Origin of the sequence: Streptomyces sp. NPDC050164 (assembly GCF_044459945.1) — a bacterium.
GTDB lineage: Bacteria > Actinomycetota > Actinomycetes > Streptomycetales > Streptomycetaceae > Streptomyces > Streptomyces coeruleorubidus_A.
Genome location: NZ_JBITJK010000003.1, coordinates 276,095 through 292,028, shown reverse-complemented (window position 1 = coordinate 292,028; position 15,934 = coordinate 276,095). Strand labels below are relative to the sequence as shown.

Below are 15,934 nucleotides of genomic sequence, written 5' to 3'. Positions count from 1 at the left end.
TCGCTGTGTCGGGTTCTGTCTTTTGGGTTGCGCGGTCGCCCGTTGCCTTCTGGGGCCGTGTACCGCGAGCCGATGGGCTGTCCGTCGCCATGCCGGGCCGTGTCTCCTGGGCTGTTCGGCTGTCTGCTGCCATGTGGGGCCATACCTCTGGGGCCGACGGGCTGTCCGTCGCCTGTCGGGTCCTGTCTTCGAGGCTGCCCGGCTGTCGGTCTCCTCGTCGGCTGCCGTCTATCGGGCTGCCCGGGCGTCTGGCGTCTCGTCGGGTGCCCTCTTGGGGGCCGTCCGGCTGTCCGTCGTGTTGCCGTGCTCCGTCTCCTGGGCCGTCCGGCTGTCGGTCTCCTCGTGGGGTCGTGTCTCCCGGGCCGGCTGCCCGGTCGGGCGGGTGTCGTTCGCCGCCGCGGCTTCGTCCTTCCGGCGGCCGAAGGCGCGAGCTGCCCGTCTAACCACACTCGTCACACGCGTCATGCGCTGCGAGTATCCGCGTGACCGGGGGTTTCACGCCGCCTCATGCGAGCGGACTGTCGCGCAGGGACGACAGAAGATGCGCGGGGTCGGCGTAGACCGCGTCCGCGCCGGACTTCTCCAGGTCGGTACGCGGGATGCCGCCGCACAGGACCCCCACACAGCGCACCCCGGCGCGGCTGCCCGCCCGCATGTCCCACACGGTGTCCCCGACGAAGACCGCCCGCTCCGCCGGCACCCCGGCCAGGTCCAGGGCGTGCTCGACGGGCTCGGGCGCGGGCTTGCCCGCGTCCACGTCATCGGCGCCGGCCGTGGCGGTGATGACGTCGTCCGCGTCGATCGCCCGGCGCAACGCGCTCAGCTCCGCACCGCCCGCCGAGGTGGCCAGCACCACGGCCCAGCCGTCCCGGTGCAGCCGCCGCATCAGCGCCCCGGCCTCCGGCAGCGCGGGCAGCCGGTCGAAGTACTGCCCGTACAGCGCCTTGTGGGCGGCGCTGATCCCCGCGTCCTGGCCCGTGTCCCGGTCCTCGCCGAGCAGGTGCGCGACGAGGTCGGTGGAGGCCAGGCCCACGGCCCGGTGGACGGCGTGCATCGGCACGTCGTGGCCCGCCTGGCGGAAGGCCTCCCACCACGTCACGACGTGCAGGTGATTGGTGTCGACCAGCGTGCCGTCGACGTCGAACACGGCCGCCCGCTCCGCCTTCGCCATACGTGCGATCCCTTCCTCTCCGGCCTGCTCTCCGGCCCGCCGGGTACCACCTCAGCCGCCCGCCACGCCGGACGGCACCCGCCGTTCACGGGTCCAGGCCAGCAGCTCGTCCAGGGACCACGTCGTCACCACCCGCTCGGGCGGCACCCCGCACTCCTCCGCCCGCGCGCACCCGTTGATCTGCCAGTCCAGCTGTCCGGGCGCGTGCGCGTCGGTGTCGACGCAGAACAGCACACCCGCGTCCACGGCCCGGCGCAGCAGCCGCCGCGGAGGGTCGAGCCGCTCCGGCCGGCTGTTGATCTCCAGGGCCGTGCCCGTCTCCGCGAGCGCCGCGAACACCTCGTCCGCGTCGAACTCCGACTCGGGCCGCCCCCGCCCGGTCAGCAGCCGCCCCGTGCAGTGCCCGAGCACGTCCGAGTGCGGATCACGAACGGCGGCCACCATCCGCCGGGTCATCGACCGGGCGTCCATGCGCAGTTTGGAGTGCACCGACACCACCACGACGTCGAGCCGGTCCAGCAGCTCCGGCTCCTGGTCGAGCGAGCCGTCCTCGAGGATGTCGCACTCGATGCCGGTCAGCAGCCGGAACGGCGCCCAGGTCTCGTTCAGCTCCGCCACCACGTCCAGTTGCTCCCGCAGCCGCTCGGCCGACAGCCCGCGTGCCACCGTCAGACGCGGCGAGTGGTCGGTCAGCGCCGCCCACTCGTGCCCCAGCGCCGCCGCGGCCCGGCCCATCTCCTCGATCGGGCTGCCGCCGTCCGACCAGTCGGAGTGCAGATGGCAGTCGCCCCGCAGCAGCGCCCGCAGCCGTTCGCCGCCCCGCACGGCTCGCGGCTCCTTCGCCTCTCCCTCCAGTTTCCGCAGATAGCCCGGCACCTCACCGGCCAGTGCCTCCCGCACCACCTGCGCGGTCTTCGGACCGACCCCCTTGAGCGACCCGGCGTCCGCCCGCCGGCGCACCTCGTCCTCACCCAGCTCCTTCAGCACCCGGGACGCCGTACGGAAGGCGCGTACGCGGTACGTCGGCGCCAGGGACCGCTCCAGCAGGAAGGCGATCCGGTCCAGTGCCTCGACGGGATCCATCGCCACCTCCACCCCACAAGGGTTCCCCAGCGCCCGGCGGGCCGCACGACGGGCGGGTGGTTTGCCCGGTACGCACCCGGGTACTGCGATGCCTCGTCCCGAATCCTCGACGAGGAGGCCTGTCATGTCCGCCCCCACCGCGCCCCGCCACCAGGTCGCCGTGATCACCGGCTCCGACTCCGGCATCGGCAGGGCCACCGCCGTACGGCTGGCCCGGGCGGGCATGGACGTCGGCATCACCTGGCACAGCGACCACAAGGGAGCGGAGGAGACGGCCGAGGAGGTCCGGGCGCACGGGCAGCGGGCCGAGGTCGCCCGGATGGACCTCACCCGGCTGCCCGAGGCGGCCGACACCGTCGACGAGCTGTGCGAGCGCCTCGGCCGTATCGACGTGCTGGTCAACAACGCGGGCACCGGCACCATGACGCCCTTCCTCGACCTGGAGCTGTCCGACGTGCGCGAGGTCCTCGACGTCGATCTCGTCGGGCCCTTCCTGTGCGGGCAGAAGGCGGCCCGGCGCATGATCCGGCAGGGCGACGGCGGGCGGATCGTCAACGTGACGTCCGTCCACGAGCACCAGCCGCGCGTGGGCGCCGCCCCGTACTGCGCCGCCAAGGGCGGTCTCGGCCTGCTCACCCAGGTCATGGCGCTCGAACTCGCGGAGTACCGCATCACCGTCAACGCCGTCGCACCCGGCGAGATCTCCACGCCCATGACCGGGCAGGAGGACACCGACCCGCACACCGAGAGCCGCCCCGGCGTGCCGCTGGGACGGCCCGGCGACGCCCGCGAGGTCGCCGCCGTCATCGCCTTCCTCGCCGGCCCGGACGCCTCCTACGTCACCGGCGCCTCCTGGAGCGTCGACGGCGGCATGCTCCGCATGGGGCCGCAGGCCGGCTCGCACCTGACGAGCGACGACTGGCGCCGCCCCTGAGCGCACCGGCCGGACCGGCCGGCCGGTGCCTGGACTCCGCACTACCGCGGGATGCGCTCTACGCTCGATGCATGACCGAAAGCGCGAGCCCGTACATATCCCACCCGCGGATCATGGTGCTCGGGGTGCAGCCGGGCACACCGCCGTTCCGGATCGTGGAGATCGACGGCCAGGTGATCGGGGAGGCCAAGGCCGTCACCGACGTCCTGGCGGCCGCCGCCGCGTTCGGCATCACGGTCCACGACCTGGACGATCCGGACGTGGTCCGCTGGGTCGGCGGCGACAAGTTCACCTGGACCGTGCACTAGCCACCCGACCGTGGGCTGGACCTGACCGTGGCCTAGGACCTGCCGGACGCCGGCTTCTTCCCCGCCCGGCCGCCGCGGGGCCTGCGCGCATGGACCGCGCGGCTCAGCCGGCGGCCCAGCAGCAGGTAACCCACCAGCGCGCCCGCGGTGTTCAGGATGACGTCGTCGATGTCGAAGGCGCGGCCGGTGACCAGCGCTCCCTGGGCGAACTCCACCAGCAGCATCACCACGGTGGTCAGCAGCAGCAGGCGCAGGATGCCGCGGGTGCGGGGCGCGACGACGGGCACGAGGACGCCGAAGGGGACGCCCAGCAGGATGTTGCCGCCGATCTGCCGGACGGCGTCCCGCAGTTCCGGCTGGTCGAGATAGGCCTTCAGCGAGCGGCCCGGATGCAGATTGGTGTGGGTCAGCGCCTCCGACGCGGGCGAGGGCTGGAGGGTCAGCCTGGCCAGCACCACGGCGAAGGCCACCATGAACGCGAAGGCGCACAGCATGGCCAGCAGCCGGACGAGCAGCGGCAGCGGGCGTCGCTCGCGGCCGGAGCCGGCCGTACGGAGACGTGAGGCTGCACCGGCCATTCTGTCCTCCAGACTTCAACTTTCTTGAGTGATAAGGCGGTTACCCACGGGCGCGCCGACGATGCCGCCACGGCCCGTTCCCGGCCACGGCTTCCCCGCGCTCCGTCGCGTCCCTCAGTTCCCGTACGAGACGCGTACCTCCTTGAAGCCCAGGGAACGCAGCAGGCCTTGCAGCATGCCGGTGGTGTTGGTCTCGGCGCGGGCGGTCAGCTCGCTCTCCTTCGCCGCGTCGCCGATGTGGCGCACCGCGAGTTTCTGCACGGCCTGTTCGCCGTTGGGGTTGTCCGAGAAGAGGTCGCCGAGGCGGTCGAAGAGGCCGCGCTGCTTGGAGACGGCGTAGGAACGGTCGGGGTCGAGGGCAGGCTTCCCCAGTTGCGCGTGGGGCAGCCGGAGCGTGGCGGACGTGCGGTCGCCGTTGACCTGCACGTCGTTGTCGCCGACCTTGCCCAGGTCGACGTAGGCGTCGACGGTGCCCGCACCGACGTACAGGGTGCGGGTGCCGCGGATCGCGTCGGGGAGGAACTTGGCGTCCTTCTCCAGGTCCACGACGACCTGGAAGTTGCCGGAGGCGGCGTCGTAACGGCTGAGGTCCTGGATGGATTTCAGCAGCGCGGGGCCGGACCGGTCGTGGGTTTCGGTGCCGAACAGGTCCTTCAGGCCAGGGATCACGCTCAGCCGGATCCCGGCGAAGAACACGACGAGCACCAGCACCAGCGCGCCCACCACCTTCGCCCAGCCGGGCACGCGCCTGGGGAGACGCTTGACGGGAGTCGTCATGCGACGGCCCTCCTTCCTACTGTCCGGATGCCCGCCACGGGCCGTGCCAGACCGGCCGGTTGAGGATGGAGGACGTCAGCGGAAGCGCTGAAGGGCGCACTCGGGCATCACATCGGGCCGGACGCCGCCTCCGGCTGCTCCAGGGCCGCGTCCAGCGTCGGCTGTGGGGGCAGCACCCGGGACAGGCCGGTGATCCGCAGGACGCGCAGCGTCAGCGGGTGGGCGCAGACGAGGAGCAGATGCCCGTCCCGGTCGAGCACCCGGCTCCTGGCCCGGTACAGCAGCCGCAGGCCCGAGCAGTCGAAGAACTCGATCCGGCTGAGGTCGATCACGACCCGGGCGGCGCGGCGGTTCGTCTCCCGGTCCAGGTGCGGGGCGATCTCCGTGGCCGCGGCGAGGTCGATCTCGCCACGGAACTCCAGCACCGTGTGCCCCCGTTCCTGGCGGACGCGCAGATGCCGGGTGAGCGGTGCAGGTTCCTGCCGCACGACGAGATCGCCTCCAGCCTGCTCCGTGCGTGGGGAGGGGCCGCGGTCCTCAAAACCGTTCCCCGCCCTGCAAGTTACCCTCCAACGAGTGAATTTGAGCATGTTCGATTGACATATGTCTCTGAATTGCGGCCGAGTTGGCCGAGGTTCGCGCGGGGGCGTGCGCGGGCGTGAGTGCGGGCGTGATCCCCGGCGTGTGCCTCGGGTTACGACAGGGCGTGCCAGGCCTTGGTGAGGGCCTGGCGGAACTGCTCGGTCTGGTGTGCCGTGAGGTCGCGCACCATCCGCTCCTCCAGCTCCCGGACGGGCCCGGCGTGCCGTGCGAGCAGCTCCCGGCCGGCGTCGGTGAGCAGGATCAGCAGCTCGCGGCGGTTGCGGGGATTGCGCTCCCGGCGCACCAGCCCGCGACCCTCCAGGGAGCGGACGAGGTCGGCGATGGACTGCGCGGTGACGAAGGAGTCCCGCGCCAGCTGGGCCGCCGACAGTCCGTCGTGTCGCTCCAGCACGGTCAGCGCGGTGTACTGGAGAGCGGTGATCCCGGAGGGTCTGACGAGCTCGTCCAGATGGGAGCGCACGACGAGCTCCACCTGCTTGACCATGTAGAGCAGGGAAGGGGGCGCCTTGGTCACCTGTGCGTCGAGCATGGACGCAGGCTAGAGCATTGACAGGAAACCTGTCTGTAAAGAGACTGCGAACCAACAGGAATCCTGTTTGTTGAAATCTTGGCGACGACGCTGAGGAGCGGCGATGACCACCTTCGAGAGGGAACCCGGACAGCTGTTCATCGGGGGACAGTGGCGCGAGGCCGCCGACGGGGCGCGCACCGAGGTGGTCGACCCCTCCCGGGGCACGGTCGTCACCACCGTCGCGGAGGCGGGTCCGGCCGACGTCGACGCGGCCGTACGGGCCGCCCGCGAGGCCTACGACGACGGCGCCTGGTCCGGTCTGAGCGGCCGCGAGCGGGGCCGGGTGCTGCACCGCGTCGCCCAGTTGATCCGCGAGAACGCCGACGAGATCGCCGCGCTGGAGAGTCTCGACGTCGGCAAGCCGATCACGCTGTGCGGCGCGGTCGACGTGACGAACGCGGCCAACGACTACGAGTACTTCGCGAACCTCGCGCAGAGCCAGCACGGCGCCCTGCGCGACACCCCCATGAACGCCCTCGCCTACACCAAGCGCGAGCCGCTCGGGGTGGTCGCCGCGATCACCCCGTTCAACTTCCCGCTGATCCTCGCCGGCACCAAGCTCGGCCCCGCGCTGGCGGCCGGCAACACCGTCGTCCACAAGCCCGCCGACGAGACCCCGCTGAGCGCCCTGTACATGGCCCGGCTGTTCCAGCAGGCGGGCGTGCCCGACGGCGTGGTCAACGTCGTGACCGGCAGCGGGCCGGTGGCCGGCGAGGCGCTGCTGCGCCACCGCGGTGTCGACAAGGTCGCCTTCACCGGCTCCACCGCGATCGGCAGGCATGTCGCGAGCGTCGCCGGCGAGGCCCTCAAGCCCGTCACCATGGAGCTCGGCGGCAACGCGGCCCACCTCGTCTTCGAGGACGCCGATCTGGAGAAGGCGGTGGGCGCGGTCATCAAGGGCTTCGTCTTCAACACCGGCCAGTTCTGCATGGGCGGACCGCGCCTGCTGGTGGCCCGCTCGGTGTACCCGACGCTGCTCGGCATCCTCGCCGAGGCCGTACCCGGCGTGCCGGTCGGCGACCCGCGCGACCCGGCCACGGTCATCGGCCCGATGGCGGCCGAGAAGCACCTGAAGAAGGTCGAGGAGTACGTCGCCCTGGCCCGCAAGGAGGGCGCCCGGATCGTCTGCGGCGGCGAGCGGCTCGACCTGGACGGCGGCTACTACTACCAGCCGACCGTCATCGCCGACCTGTCGAACGACTCCCGCGTGATCCAGGAGGAGATCTTCGGCCCGGTCCTCACCGTGCAGCCCTTCGACGACGAGGACGAGGCCGTCGCCCTCGCCAACTCCACCTCCTACGGCCTGGCCTCGGGCGTCCAGACCACCAACCTCGCCCGCGCGCACCGGGTCGCCGACCGGCTTCAGGCCGGCATCGTCTGGGTCAACGACTGGGCGATGCTCGACTCCGCCATGCCCTTCGGCGGCGTGAAGGACTCCGGCTACGGCCGCGAGTACGGGCCCGAGGCGCTCGCCGGTTACACCAAGGTCAAGTCCGTCGTCGTCTCGCTCGACTGAGACAGTCGTCAAGGAGCTCTTGCGATGCCCACCACCACCCGTGCCGCGGTCGTCGAGTCCGGCGGCGCGCCCTTCACCCTCTCCGACGTCGTCCTCGACGAACCCGGCCCGCACGAGGCGCTGGTCCGCATGGTCGCCACCGGCCTGTGCCACACCGACCTCGGTGTGGCGAGCGGCGGACTGCCCTTCCCGCTGCCCGGGGTCCTCGGCCACGAGGGCGCGGGCGTCGTCGAGGCCGTCGGCGCCGCCGTCACCGGCGTCACGCCCGGCGACCACGTCCTGCTCTCCTTCACCTCCTGCGGCGACTGCCGCAACTGCCGCGGCGGGCACCCCGCGTACTGCGCGACCTGGCTGCCGCTGAACCTGCTCGGCGGCGGCCGGGCCGACGGCACGAACACCATCAGCCGTGGGGGTCAGGCCCTGGGCGGGCACTTCTTCGGCCAGTCCTCCTTCGCCGAGCGGGCGCTGGCCGACGAGCGCAGCCTCGTCAAGGTCGACCCGGACGTGCCGCTGGAGTCCATCGCCCCGCTGGGCTGCGGCGTACAGACCGGGGTCGGCGCCGTCTGGAACGTCCTGAAGCCGGACACGGGCAGCACGGTCGTCGTCCTGGGCGCCGGAGCGGTCGGCCTGTCGGCCGTGATGGCGGCGGCCCTCACCCCGGCCACGCGGATCGTCGCCGTCGACCGGGTCGCCGAACGCCTTTCGCTGGCGAGGGAGCTGGGCGCCACGCACACCGTCGACACGAGCGGGACGGACCTCGCCCCGGCCCTCGCCGAGATCACCGGCGGCCAGGGCGCGGACGGTGTCGTGGAGACCACGGGCAACGTCGGCGTCCTGCGCCAGGGCGTCGACGCGCTCGCCGCCCGCGGCACCCTGGTCGTGGTCGGCGCACCGCCCTTCGGCACGGAGGTCGCCCTGGACGTCAACGGCCTGCTCGGCGGCAAGCGGATCGTCGGCCTCACCCTCGGCGACAGCGAGACCCAGACCGTGATCCCCGCCCTGGTCCGCCTGGTGAAGGACGGCCGGCTCCCGCTGCACCGCCTGATCAGCACGTATCCCTTCGGGGACATCGACCGGGCGGTCCAGGACATGAGGTCGGGCAAGACGATCAAGCCGGTCCTGACGTTCTGACGCGGCCGGCCGGGCGGGCCCGGGCAGGCCGGCGTATGACAGGCGGGTCCGGGTGGCCGGCGCCGGTCGGCTCCGGAGGTGGTCGAACGGCCAGAGCCGACCGGCGGGGCACCACCGTCCGGCGCGCCGACCGCCACACGCCTCTGCCGCCCCGGGCCGTCGGGCCCTGTCGAGGCCGTGCCGTCTCACCAGCCATCCGGTGCCCGTGACCGGCCGGCAGATCCGGTACGGCCGAACGTGGGCGGCCGGCCCGGCACGCGGAACCGACCGCAACGGGCTGCCCGGCCGTTCGGTTCAGTCGTTCACCAGGACCAGCTTCCCCGTCGTCCGGCCAGTGTCGCCCGAGGCGTGCGCCTGCGCGGCGGCGGCCAGCGGGAAGGTCCCGGCGATCGTGGCGCGGAGCCTGCCCGTTTCGGCCAGTTCCGCGATCGTCTCCATGCCGGTGCGGTCGGCGTCGACCAGCATTCGGACCGCTCGCACACCGAGCCGCTCGGCCTCCCGGTAGAAGTCGTCCGAGCCCCCCGGCAGGATCGACACCACGACCCCGCCCGGGCGCAGCACGCGCAGCGAGCGCAGGGCGTTGTCGCCGCCGATCGTGTCCAGGACGACGTCGACGTCCTTCACGGCCTCGGTGAAGTCCGTCTCCCGGTAGTCCACCGCCTCGTCCACGCCGATCTCCCGCAGGAACTCGTGCTTGCCGGCGCTCGCGGTGCCGATCACATAGGCGCCGCGCGCCTTGGCGATCTGCACCGCCACGTGTCCGACCCCGCCCGCCGCGGCGTGGATCAGAACCCGCTGCCCGGGCCCGAGGTCCGCGTGCTCGACCAGTGCCTGCCACGCGGTCAGCGACACCAACGGCAGCGCGCCGGCCTGGACGTGGTCGATCCCGGCCGGCTTGCGGGCGAGGGCGCGGACCGGAGCGATCACGTACTCGGCGTGCGAGCCGTGCCCGAACGGATACGGCAGCATGCCGAAGACCTCGTCACCGGGCGCGAACGCCGCGACGCCGATGCCGACCGCCTCCACCACCCCGGAGACGTCCCAGCCGAGGACGAAGGGCGGCTCGCCCAGGAAGCCCCCGGTCGCGCGGTGCTTCCAGTCGGTCGGGTTGACCCCGGCGGCCCGCACCCGGACCAGCACCCCGTTCGGCCGGGGTTCCGGGCGCTCGACTTCCACTTCCTTCAGTACCTCGGGGCCGCCGAGGACGTCCTGGCTGATGGCTCGCATCGTGTTCTGTGTGCTCATGGTGTCCCAGCGTGCCGGTCCGCCCACCGTCCGCCAATGGCAGAATTGCCAACCTTCGATAGGATCGTGCCATGCGGCGTGAACGAGTGGTGGTCCTGGCCCTGGACGGCGTGTACCCCTTCGAACTGGGCATCCCCAGCCGGATCCTCGGCGCGGCCGACGGCCGGTACGAGGTCCTGACCTGTTCGGTCGACGGCGGCCCGGTGCGCACCAACGCGGACTTCGGCGTCACCGTGGAGCACGGCCCGGAAGCCCTCGCCACGGCCGACACCGTGGTGATCGCGCCCGTCGAGCCGGCCCGTCTCAGCGACGACGTGCCCGACAAGGTCCTGGCCGCGCTCGCCCTCATCCGCCCCGGGACGCGCATCGTCTCCATCTGCACCGGCGCCTTCGTCCTGGCCTCCGCCGGGCTCCTCGACGGACGCAGGGCGACCACCCACTGGCAGGTCGCCGACCGGTTCCGGCGCTTGTTCCCGCACGTCGACCTCGACCCGGACGTGCTGTTCGTCGACGACCACCCGTTCCTCACCTCCGCCGGAGCCGCCTCCGGCGTGGACATCTGCCTGCACCTGGTCCGCAAGGACCACGGCAGCCGGCTGGCCAACACCGTCGCCCGCCGCTGCGTGGTCCCGCCGTTCCGGGACGGCGGCCAGGCCCAGTACATCGAACAGCCCGTCCCCGAACAGGGCGCCGCGAGCACCGCGGCCACCCGCTCCTGGGCCCTGGAACGCCTCGGCGAACCGCTCACCCTGGCCGACCTCGCCGCCCACGCTCGGATGAGCCTGCGCACCTTCGCCCGCCGTTTCCACGACGAGGTGGGCCTCAGCCCCGGCCGCTGGCTGATCCAGCAGCGCGTGGCCCGGGCTCGGCACCTGCTGGAATCCAGCGACCTGACGGTGGATCAGATCGCCGGCCGGGTCGGCTTCGCGACCGGCGCCTCCCTGCGCCAGCACCTGAACGCGGCCATCGGAGTCACGCCGCAGGCCTACCGCCGCACGTTCCAGACCGCTCGCTGACCCGGGCGCGACGCCGTGGCCGCCCAACTGGGCAAACTGCAAAACAATTTGCCGACGTGTTTCTTTCTGTCGGAGCGTGACCGGAACCCTCGCGTCGGGCGGGGATGAGGTTGATCCTTGCGGGTCCAAACCCGATAAGGTTCCCATCAGCGCTGCGAGTTGAGGCGATCGCGTCCAGTCGACTCGCGGTGCGTACTCATGAGTGCGGTCCCCCCCCGTTCGATCGTGTTGCTTCTAAGGATGCAGATGGAACTCGCCACTCCGCCACCGGCGGCGCGGGCCCCTGTCGCCTGGTACAGCTGGTGGTTGATGCCGCTGGGCTTGGGAGGCGGGACGGTTGCCGCCACGTTCATGAGCTCGGAGCGAATTACCGCGGCCGTCGCCGGTGTCGCGGCGACTGCGGCCGGTGCCGTGTGCGTACGCCTGCTGCTGCGCACACGGGCCCAACTACACCGGGCGGAGGGCTCCTTCCGCACCACGCAGGCCGAGCACAACCAGCAGTGGCAGCAGCACGTGGCGGGCCTGGAACGGAAGTTCTCCGCCGAGCGCGCCGCCCTGGAGTCCCAGCTCACCGAGCAGAACGCGGCCTACGAGCGGCGCCTCGCCGACCAGAGCGCCACGTACGAGTCGCAGCTCGCCGACCAGTCCCGGGCGTACGAGGAACGGCTGACCGAGCAGGCAAGGTCCTACGAGGCCCAGCTCGCCGACCAGGCCGAGGTCTGGCAGGAGCAGCTGTCCCACCAACTCGCCGCGGTCGCCCGGCTCGCCGACGAGCAGCTGCCCGACGCGATGGAGAAGCTGCGTTCCGGCGAGGCCATCGACGACATCCTGCCGACCGTCAACCAGTGCGCGAAGGTCAGTGCCGACCTCCAGGCGGAGCTGCGCAAGCTGCTGCGCACCGCCCTGATCGGCCTGGAGGCGGAGTTCGACCGCTCCACCTCCGCCGAGCAGTCCGTGATCAGCATCGGCAACCGCATCCACGTGCTGACCAGCAAGCTCCGCGGCCGGCTGCACGAGATGCAGGGCGAGCACGGCAGGCTCCCGGCCGTCGCCCGGGGTCTGATGGAGCTCGACCAGGAACTCGGCCCCGCCGACTCGCTTGCCGCGAGCATCGGTGTGCTCGGCGGCTCGGACCGGCCCGGCCGGCAGTGGCAGGAGCCGCAGCGGCTGCTGAGTGTGGTGCGCGGCGGCATCGGCCGGATCAAGGACTTCCACCGCGTCCAGGTGCGCCATCTGCCCGAACTCGGCGTCGACGGCGGCCTGGTGGACCACCTGACGCTGATCTTCGCCCACCTCCTGGACAACGCGGCCCGCTACTCGCCGCCCACCGAGCCGGTGCTCATCTCCGGCAAGGAGGTCCCCAACGGCGTCGGCATCGAGATCCAGGACTCCGGCAAGGGCCTGAGCGAGGAGAAGAAGCGCGAGGCCGAGCACGCCCTCGTCGGCACCGCGCCCGGCGCGGGCCTCGGCGGCATCACCGAGGACGCGAGCATCGGCCTGCGCGTCGTCGGCGCCCTCGCCCGCCGCTACGGCATCCGTGTCACCTTCGCGGACTCGCCGTGGCTCGGCACCTCCGTGGTGGTCGTGGTTCCGCACAAGTACTTCAGCCCGCTGCCCGCGGCCGCGACCACCCAGGCCGCGCCCGCCCCGGAGGCCCGCCCCGCCGCGGCCCCGGCCCGAGAGACGGTCACCGCACCGGAACCGGCCGCGGAGTCCGGGGCCGTGGAGACCACTCCCGGCGGACTGCCCCGGCGCCGCAGCAAGCGGAACGAGGCGGACGGGCCCAGGCAGGTCGAGCGGACCGACCGGAGCGCCGTCTCCGCCGTTCCGCCGGATGCCTCCTTCTCCGGTCTGGCCGCCTTCGCCACCGCCGGACGCGACGCCCAAGAGGCTGCCCAGGCGGCCGACGACCGCGGCACCCCCGCCGGACGCGAGTCCACAGAGCACCGCATCGAAGAGAGCGACTAGTCCTCATGACGCAGCAAGGAACAGATGTGAGCTGGGCGCTCCGCGATCTCGTCGAGAGCATCCAGGAGATCCGCTTCGCCCTGGTGGCCTCCAGTGACGGCAAGGCCATCACCTCCTACGGCGCCGAAGACCCCGACGACGTCGACCGCTTCGCCGCCGTGGTGGCCGGCCTCCAGGCGCTGGCCCAGCCGGTCGCCGAGCAGTTCCCCAAGTACGCCGGGCAGCTGCGCCTCGCGATGATCGAGGTCGATGGCGGCCATCTCTTCGTCGTCCGCGCGGGTGTGGAGACGTACCTCGGTGTCCTCGCCAGGGAGGGCCTCGACCAGGGCCTGCTCGGGCACCAGATGAGAGACCTGGCCCGCAGGATGGGCGAGCTCCTCGGCACCACTCCGCGCCTGGAGGAGCACTCTGGATGAGTGCTCCCCGCAGGCCGTCCGACCCGTCCGGTCTCGAGCGTTACTACGTCCTCACCGGAGGGCGCAGCGGACCGGGCGGTTCGGCGTCGAGCCTCGACGTGGCGACTCTCGTCGTCGCCCGCGCCGCCCCGTTACCGGGCATGCAGCACGAGCACGAGGAGATCCTCCGCCGCTGCCGCGATCCGCTGTCGGTCGCCGAACTCGGCGCCCACCTCGGACTGCCCTTCAACATTCTCGCCGTGCTGCTGTCGGACCTGCTGGACGCAGGTCGCGTCGAAGCCCGTAATCCCATCCCGGCACACGACGCCGGCCGCGGGCCCGACCTCGCGCTCCTTGAGGAGGTACTCAGTGGACTTGAAAGGCTTTGACCAACCCGGAGGGCGGGCGGCCGGGGACACCCGCTCGGTGAAAGTGATGATCGCCGGCGGTTTCGGCACCGGGAAGACCACCATGGTCCGGTCGGTCAGCGACATCAAGCCGCTCACCACCGAGGAGACCCTCACCCAGGCCAGCGTCGACGTGGACGATCTCATCGGCGTCGCCGACAAGACGCAGACCACCGTCAGCCTGGACTTCGGCAAGATCAGCATCAACGAGAGCCTGGTGCTCTACCTGTTCGGCACGCCGGGCCAGGAGCGGTTCTGGTTCCTGTGGAACGGGCTGTTCAAGGGGGCGCTCGGCGCGATCGTCCTGGTGGACACGCGCCGCCTGGATTCCAGCTTCCGGGCGATCGAGGAGATGGAGCGGCAGGAAGTCCCGTTCGTCGTCGCGCTGAACGTCTTTCCCGACTCCCAGAACTACCCGGTCGATGAGATCCGGGACGCCCTGGACATCCCCGAGCACACCCCCGTCGTGGCCTTCGACGCCCGCGACCGGGCCTCCAGCCGTGACGTCCTCGTCGCCCTGATCCACCACCTGAAGGAACGCTCGGCCGTGGCCTTGGAGCCCCGATGAACGATTCGACCGACCACACCCTCCAGGCCGGTCGGGGCTGCCCCGTCGCCCACCACGGGGCCGATCTGACCCGGCTGTACGGACCGGAGGCGGCGACCGACCCGGCGGGCATCTACGAGCGGCTGCGCAAGGAGCACGGCTCCGTCGCGCCGGTCCTGCTGGAGGGCGACGTACCCGCCTGGCTGGTGCTGGGCTACCGCGACAACCGGCGGGTGCTCGACAACCCCCGCCAGTTCAGCCGCGACGCGCGGATCTGGCGGGACTGGCGGGAGGGCCGGATCGAGGAGACCTCGCCGATCATGCCGATGGTCGGCTGGCGCCCCGACTGCGTGTCCCAGGACGGCGAACCGCACCGCAGGCTGCGCGGCGCCGTCACCGACGGGCTGCAGGCGGCGGCCGTCCGGGGCATCCGGCGGCACGTCACGCACTTCGCGAACAAGCAGATCGACGCGTTCGCCGACGCCGGGCGCGCCGACCTCGTGGCCGACTACGCCGAGCAACTGCCGATGCTCGTGCTCACCAGGATGCTGGGCCTTCCCGCGGCGGACGGGCTACGCCTGATCGAGTCGTGCGCCCAGGTCCTCAAGGGTGGTGAGGGCGCCCTCGAGCACAACGACCAGATCATGCAGATCCTCGCGGAACTCGCCGAGCGCAAGCGGGCCGAGCCGGGCTCCGACTTCGCCACGGCCCTGCTGGAGCACCCGGCCGGCCTCGACCACGACGAGGTCGTCAGCCATCTGCGCCTAGTGCTGATCGCCGCGCACACCACCACCAGCAACCTGCTGGCCCGGGTCCTGCAACGGGTCCTCACCGATGCCGCCCGGCTGACCGGTCTGGTCAGCGGGGAGCTGAACATCTCGTCAGTGGTGGAAGAGGTCATGTGGGACACCCCGCCGCTGTCCGTGCTGCCGGGCCGGTTCGCAACCGCTGACCTGGAGTTCGGAGGCCATCACGTCCAGGAGGGAGAACTGCTCATCCTGGGCCTGGCCGCAGGCAACCTCGACCCGGAGGTACGGCCCGACGCGGCCGTCGCCGTGCAGGGCAACCAGTCGCACCTGGCGTTCAGCGCCGGACCGCACGAGTGCCCGGGGCAGAACATCGGCCAGTCCATCATCGAGATCGGCGTGGACGTCCTGCTGCACCGGCTGCCGGACCTGCGCCTGGCCGTACCGCCGGAAGAACTCAGCTCGACCGCCTCCACGTGGGAGTCCCGGCTGGACAGCCTGCCGGTCGAGTTCGCCGTCTAGGCCACGCCGGCAGACCGTTGCCCGGCCGGTTTCCGGCCGGGCAACGCCGTGCGTGGGTGCAGGCGGTGGCTCACACGCCCAGCAGGTCGTCAACCGAGCTGCGTCCGGGGAGTTCGGCACGGGGCACTCCTCGGTGGCGGCGTAGCGGCCGATGGTCCGCTCGACCTTGGCCTGGACGGCGTGGTGGAGGCCGTCGCCGCGCTGCGGGCGGCCACGCCGGCCTTGCGGTGCCGCGGCGCTGTCCTCTTCATCGCCCTTCAGCAGGGGCCGTTCGTGGCGTTTGCGGTGGGGACGATCAGGCCGGTGTCGAGGTAAGCGCCGTCGCCGGGTACGGCCATGCCCTGGCAGTGCTTTCGCGTCCGCGGTGGGGCCGGGCACAGGCCGGGCCCTTACCACCACCAGGCGGGTGCGAGCAG

17 protein-coding genes and 1 pseudogene are annotated in these 15,934 nt (G+C 72.0%); 10 read left to right on the top strand and 8 right to left on the bottom strand.

The features are described from left to right. Positions 1-505: 505 nt before the first annotated feature. Both ACIBNA_RS06725 and ACIBNA_RS06720 read right to left on the bottom strand, forming a co-directional pair. Positions 506-1,171, bottom strand: coding sequence for an HAD family hydrolase (locus tag ACIBNA_RS06725; RefSeq protein ID WP_399164166.1), 666 nt, complete (start codon positions 1,169-1,171; stop codon positions 506-508). 51 nt (positions 1,172-1,222) lie between these two features. Further along, positions 1,223-2,254: a PHP domain-containing protein gene (locus tag ACIBNA_RS06720; RefSeq protein WP_399164165.1), complete on the bottom strand. Its 1,032-nt coding sequence runs from the start codon at positions 2,252-2,254 to the stop codon at positions 1,223-1,225. Between the two features lie 124 nt (positions 2,255-2,378). On the opposite strand from ACIBNA_RS06720, the gene ACIBNA_RS06715 reads away from it, so the two are divergent. Next, positions 2,379-3,188 (top strand): SDR family oxidoreductase, encoded by an 810-nt coding sequence (locus tag ACIBNA_RS06715; protein ID WP_399164164.1) that lies wholly within the window; start codon positions 2,379-2,381, stop codon positions 3,186-3,188. Positions 3,189-3,259: 71 nt separating this feature from the next. Further along, complete coding sequence (locus tag ACIBNA_RS06710) at positions 3,260-3,496, top strand: hypothetical protein (protein WP_094056730.1); 237 nt, start codon at positions 3,260-3,262, stop codon at positions 3,494-3,496. Positions 3,497-3,528: 32 nt separating this feature from the next. Here the strand turns inward: ACIBNA_RS06710 and ACIBNA_RS06705 are convergent, their stop codons facing one another. The 4 genes from ACIBNA_RS06705 to ACIBNA_RS06690 form a co-directional block, all read right to left on the bottom strand. Then, the gene (locus ACIBNA_RS06705) at positions 3,529-4,074 is read right to left on the bottom strand and encodes a VanZ family protein (RefSeq protein WP_399164163.1); all 546 of its coding nucleotides are present in this window, start codon (positions 4,072-4,074) and stop codon (positions 3,529-3,531) included. Between the two features lie 114 nt (positions 4,075-4,188). Then, positions 4,189-4,851, bottom strand: a complete 663-nt coding sequence (locus tag ACIBNA_RS06700; protein ID WP_399164162.1) for a DUF4230 domain-containing protein — start codon at positions 4,849-4,851, stop codon at positions 4,189-4,191. 107 nt (positions 4,852-4,958) lie between these two features. Then, entirely contained in the window at positions 4,959-5,339 is a 381-nt protein-coding gene (locus ACIBNA_RS06695; RefSeq protein ID WP_399164161.1) for an anti-sigma factor antagonist, read from the bottom strand. Positions 5,340-5,545: 206 nt separating this feature from the next. Beyond that, a complete protein-coding gene (locus ACIBNA_RS06690; protein ID WP_274821565.1) occupies positions 5,546-5,983 on the bottom strand; it encodes a MarR family winged helix-turn-helix transcriptional regulator in 438 nt (145 codons plus the stop codon). 103 nt (positions 5,984-6,086) lie between these two features. Between ACIBNA_RS06690 and ACIBNA_RS06685 the strand changes: the two genes are divergently transcribed. Both ACIBNA_RS06685 and ACIBNA_RS06680 read left to right on the top strand, forming a co-directional pair. Then, complete coding sequence (locus ACIBNA_RS06685) at positions 6,087-7,541, top strand: aldehyde dehydrogenase family protein (RefSeq protein ID WP_399164160.1); 1,455 nt, start codon at positions 6,087-6,089, stop codon at positions 7,539-7,541. Between the two features lie 24 nt (positions 7,542-7,565). Continuing rightward, positions 7,566-8,672 (top strand): NAD(P)-dependent alcohol dehydrogenase, encoded by a 1,107-nt coding sequence (locus tag ACIBNA_RS06680; RefSeq protein ID WP_399164159.1) that lies wholly within the window; start codon positions 7,566-7,568, stop codon positions 8,670-8,672. Positions 8,673-8,966: 294 nt separating this feature from the next. On the opposite strand, the gene ACIBNA_RS06675 is transcribed toward ACIBNA_RS06680, so the two are convergent. Continuing rightward, positions 8,967-9,917: an NADP-dependent oxidoreductase gene (locus ACIBNA_RS06675; protein ID WP_399164158.1), complete on the bottom strand. Its 951-nt coding sequence runs from the start codon at positions 9,915-9,917 to the stop codon at positions 8,967-8,969. 71 nt (positions 9,918-9,988) lie between these two features. Here ACIBNA_RS06675 and ACIBNA_RS06670 point away from each other — a divergent pair, with 71 nt between their 5' ends. The 6 genes from ACIBNA_RS06670 (at position 9,989) to ACIBNA_RS06645 (ending at position 15,518) form a co-directional block, all read left to right on the top strand. Then, on the top strand, positions 9,989-10,933 hold the full coding sequence (locus ACIBNA_RS06670; protein ID WP_399164157.1) for a GlxA family transcriptional regulator: 945 nt from the start codon (positions 9,989-9,991) through the stop codon (positions 10,931-10,933). Between the two features lie 246 nt (positions 10,934-11,179). Beyond that, positions 11,180-12,901, top strand: coding sequence for an ATP-binding protein (locus ACIBNA_RS06665; RefSeq protein WP_399164156.1), 1,722 nt, complete (start codon positions 11,180-11,182; stop codon positions 12,899-12,901). A 5-nt stretch (positions 12,902-12,906) separates the two neighbouring features. Beyond that, a complete protein-coding gene (locus ACIBNA_RS06660; protein WP_003994857.1) occupies positions 12,907-13,317 on the top strand; it encodes a roadblock/LC7 domain-containing protein in 411 nt (136 codons plus the stop codon). After that, positions 13,314-13,685: a DUF742 domain-containing protein gene (locus ACIBNA_RS06655; RefSeq protein WP_078650896.1), complete on the top strand. Its 372-nt coding sequence runs from the start codon at positions 13,314-13,316 to the stop codon at positions 13,683-13,685. Before ACIBNA_RS06660 ends, ACIBNA_RS06655 begins: the two co-directional genes overlap by 4 nt. Continuing rightward, on the top strand, positions 13,666-14,271 hold the full coding sequence (locus ACIBNA_RS06650) for a GTP-binding protein (protein WP_399164155.1): 606 nt from the start codon (positions 13,666-13,668) through the stop codon (positions 14,269-14,271). The genes ACIBNA_RS06655 and ACIBNA_RS06650 overlap by 20 nt, the downstream gene beginning before the upstream one ends. Then, positions 14,268-15,518, top strand: a complete 1,251-nt coding sequence (locus ACIBNA_RS06645; protein ID WP_399164154.1) for a cytochrome P450 — start codon at positions 14,268-14,270, stop codon at positions 15,516-15,518. Before ACIBNA_RS06650 ends, ACIBNA_RS06645 begins: the two co-directional genes overlap by 4 nt. Before the next feature lie 168 nt (positions 15,519-15,686). Here the strand turns inward: ACIBNA_RS06645 and ACIBNA_RS06640 are convergent. Next, positions 15,687-15,932: pseudogene (locus tag ACIBNA_RS06640) on the bottom strand (IS5/IS1182 family transposase); the annotation flags it as partial. Positions 15,933-15,934 lie beyond the last annotated feature (2 nt).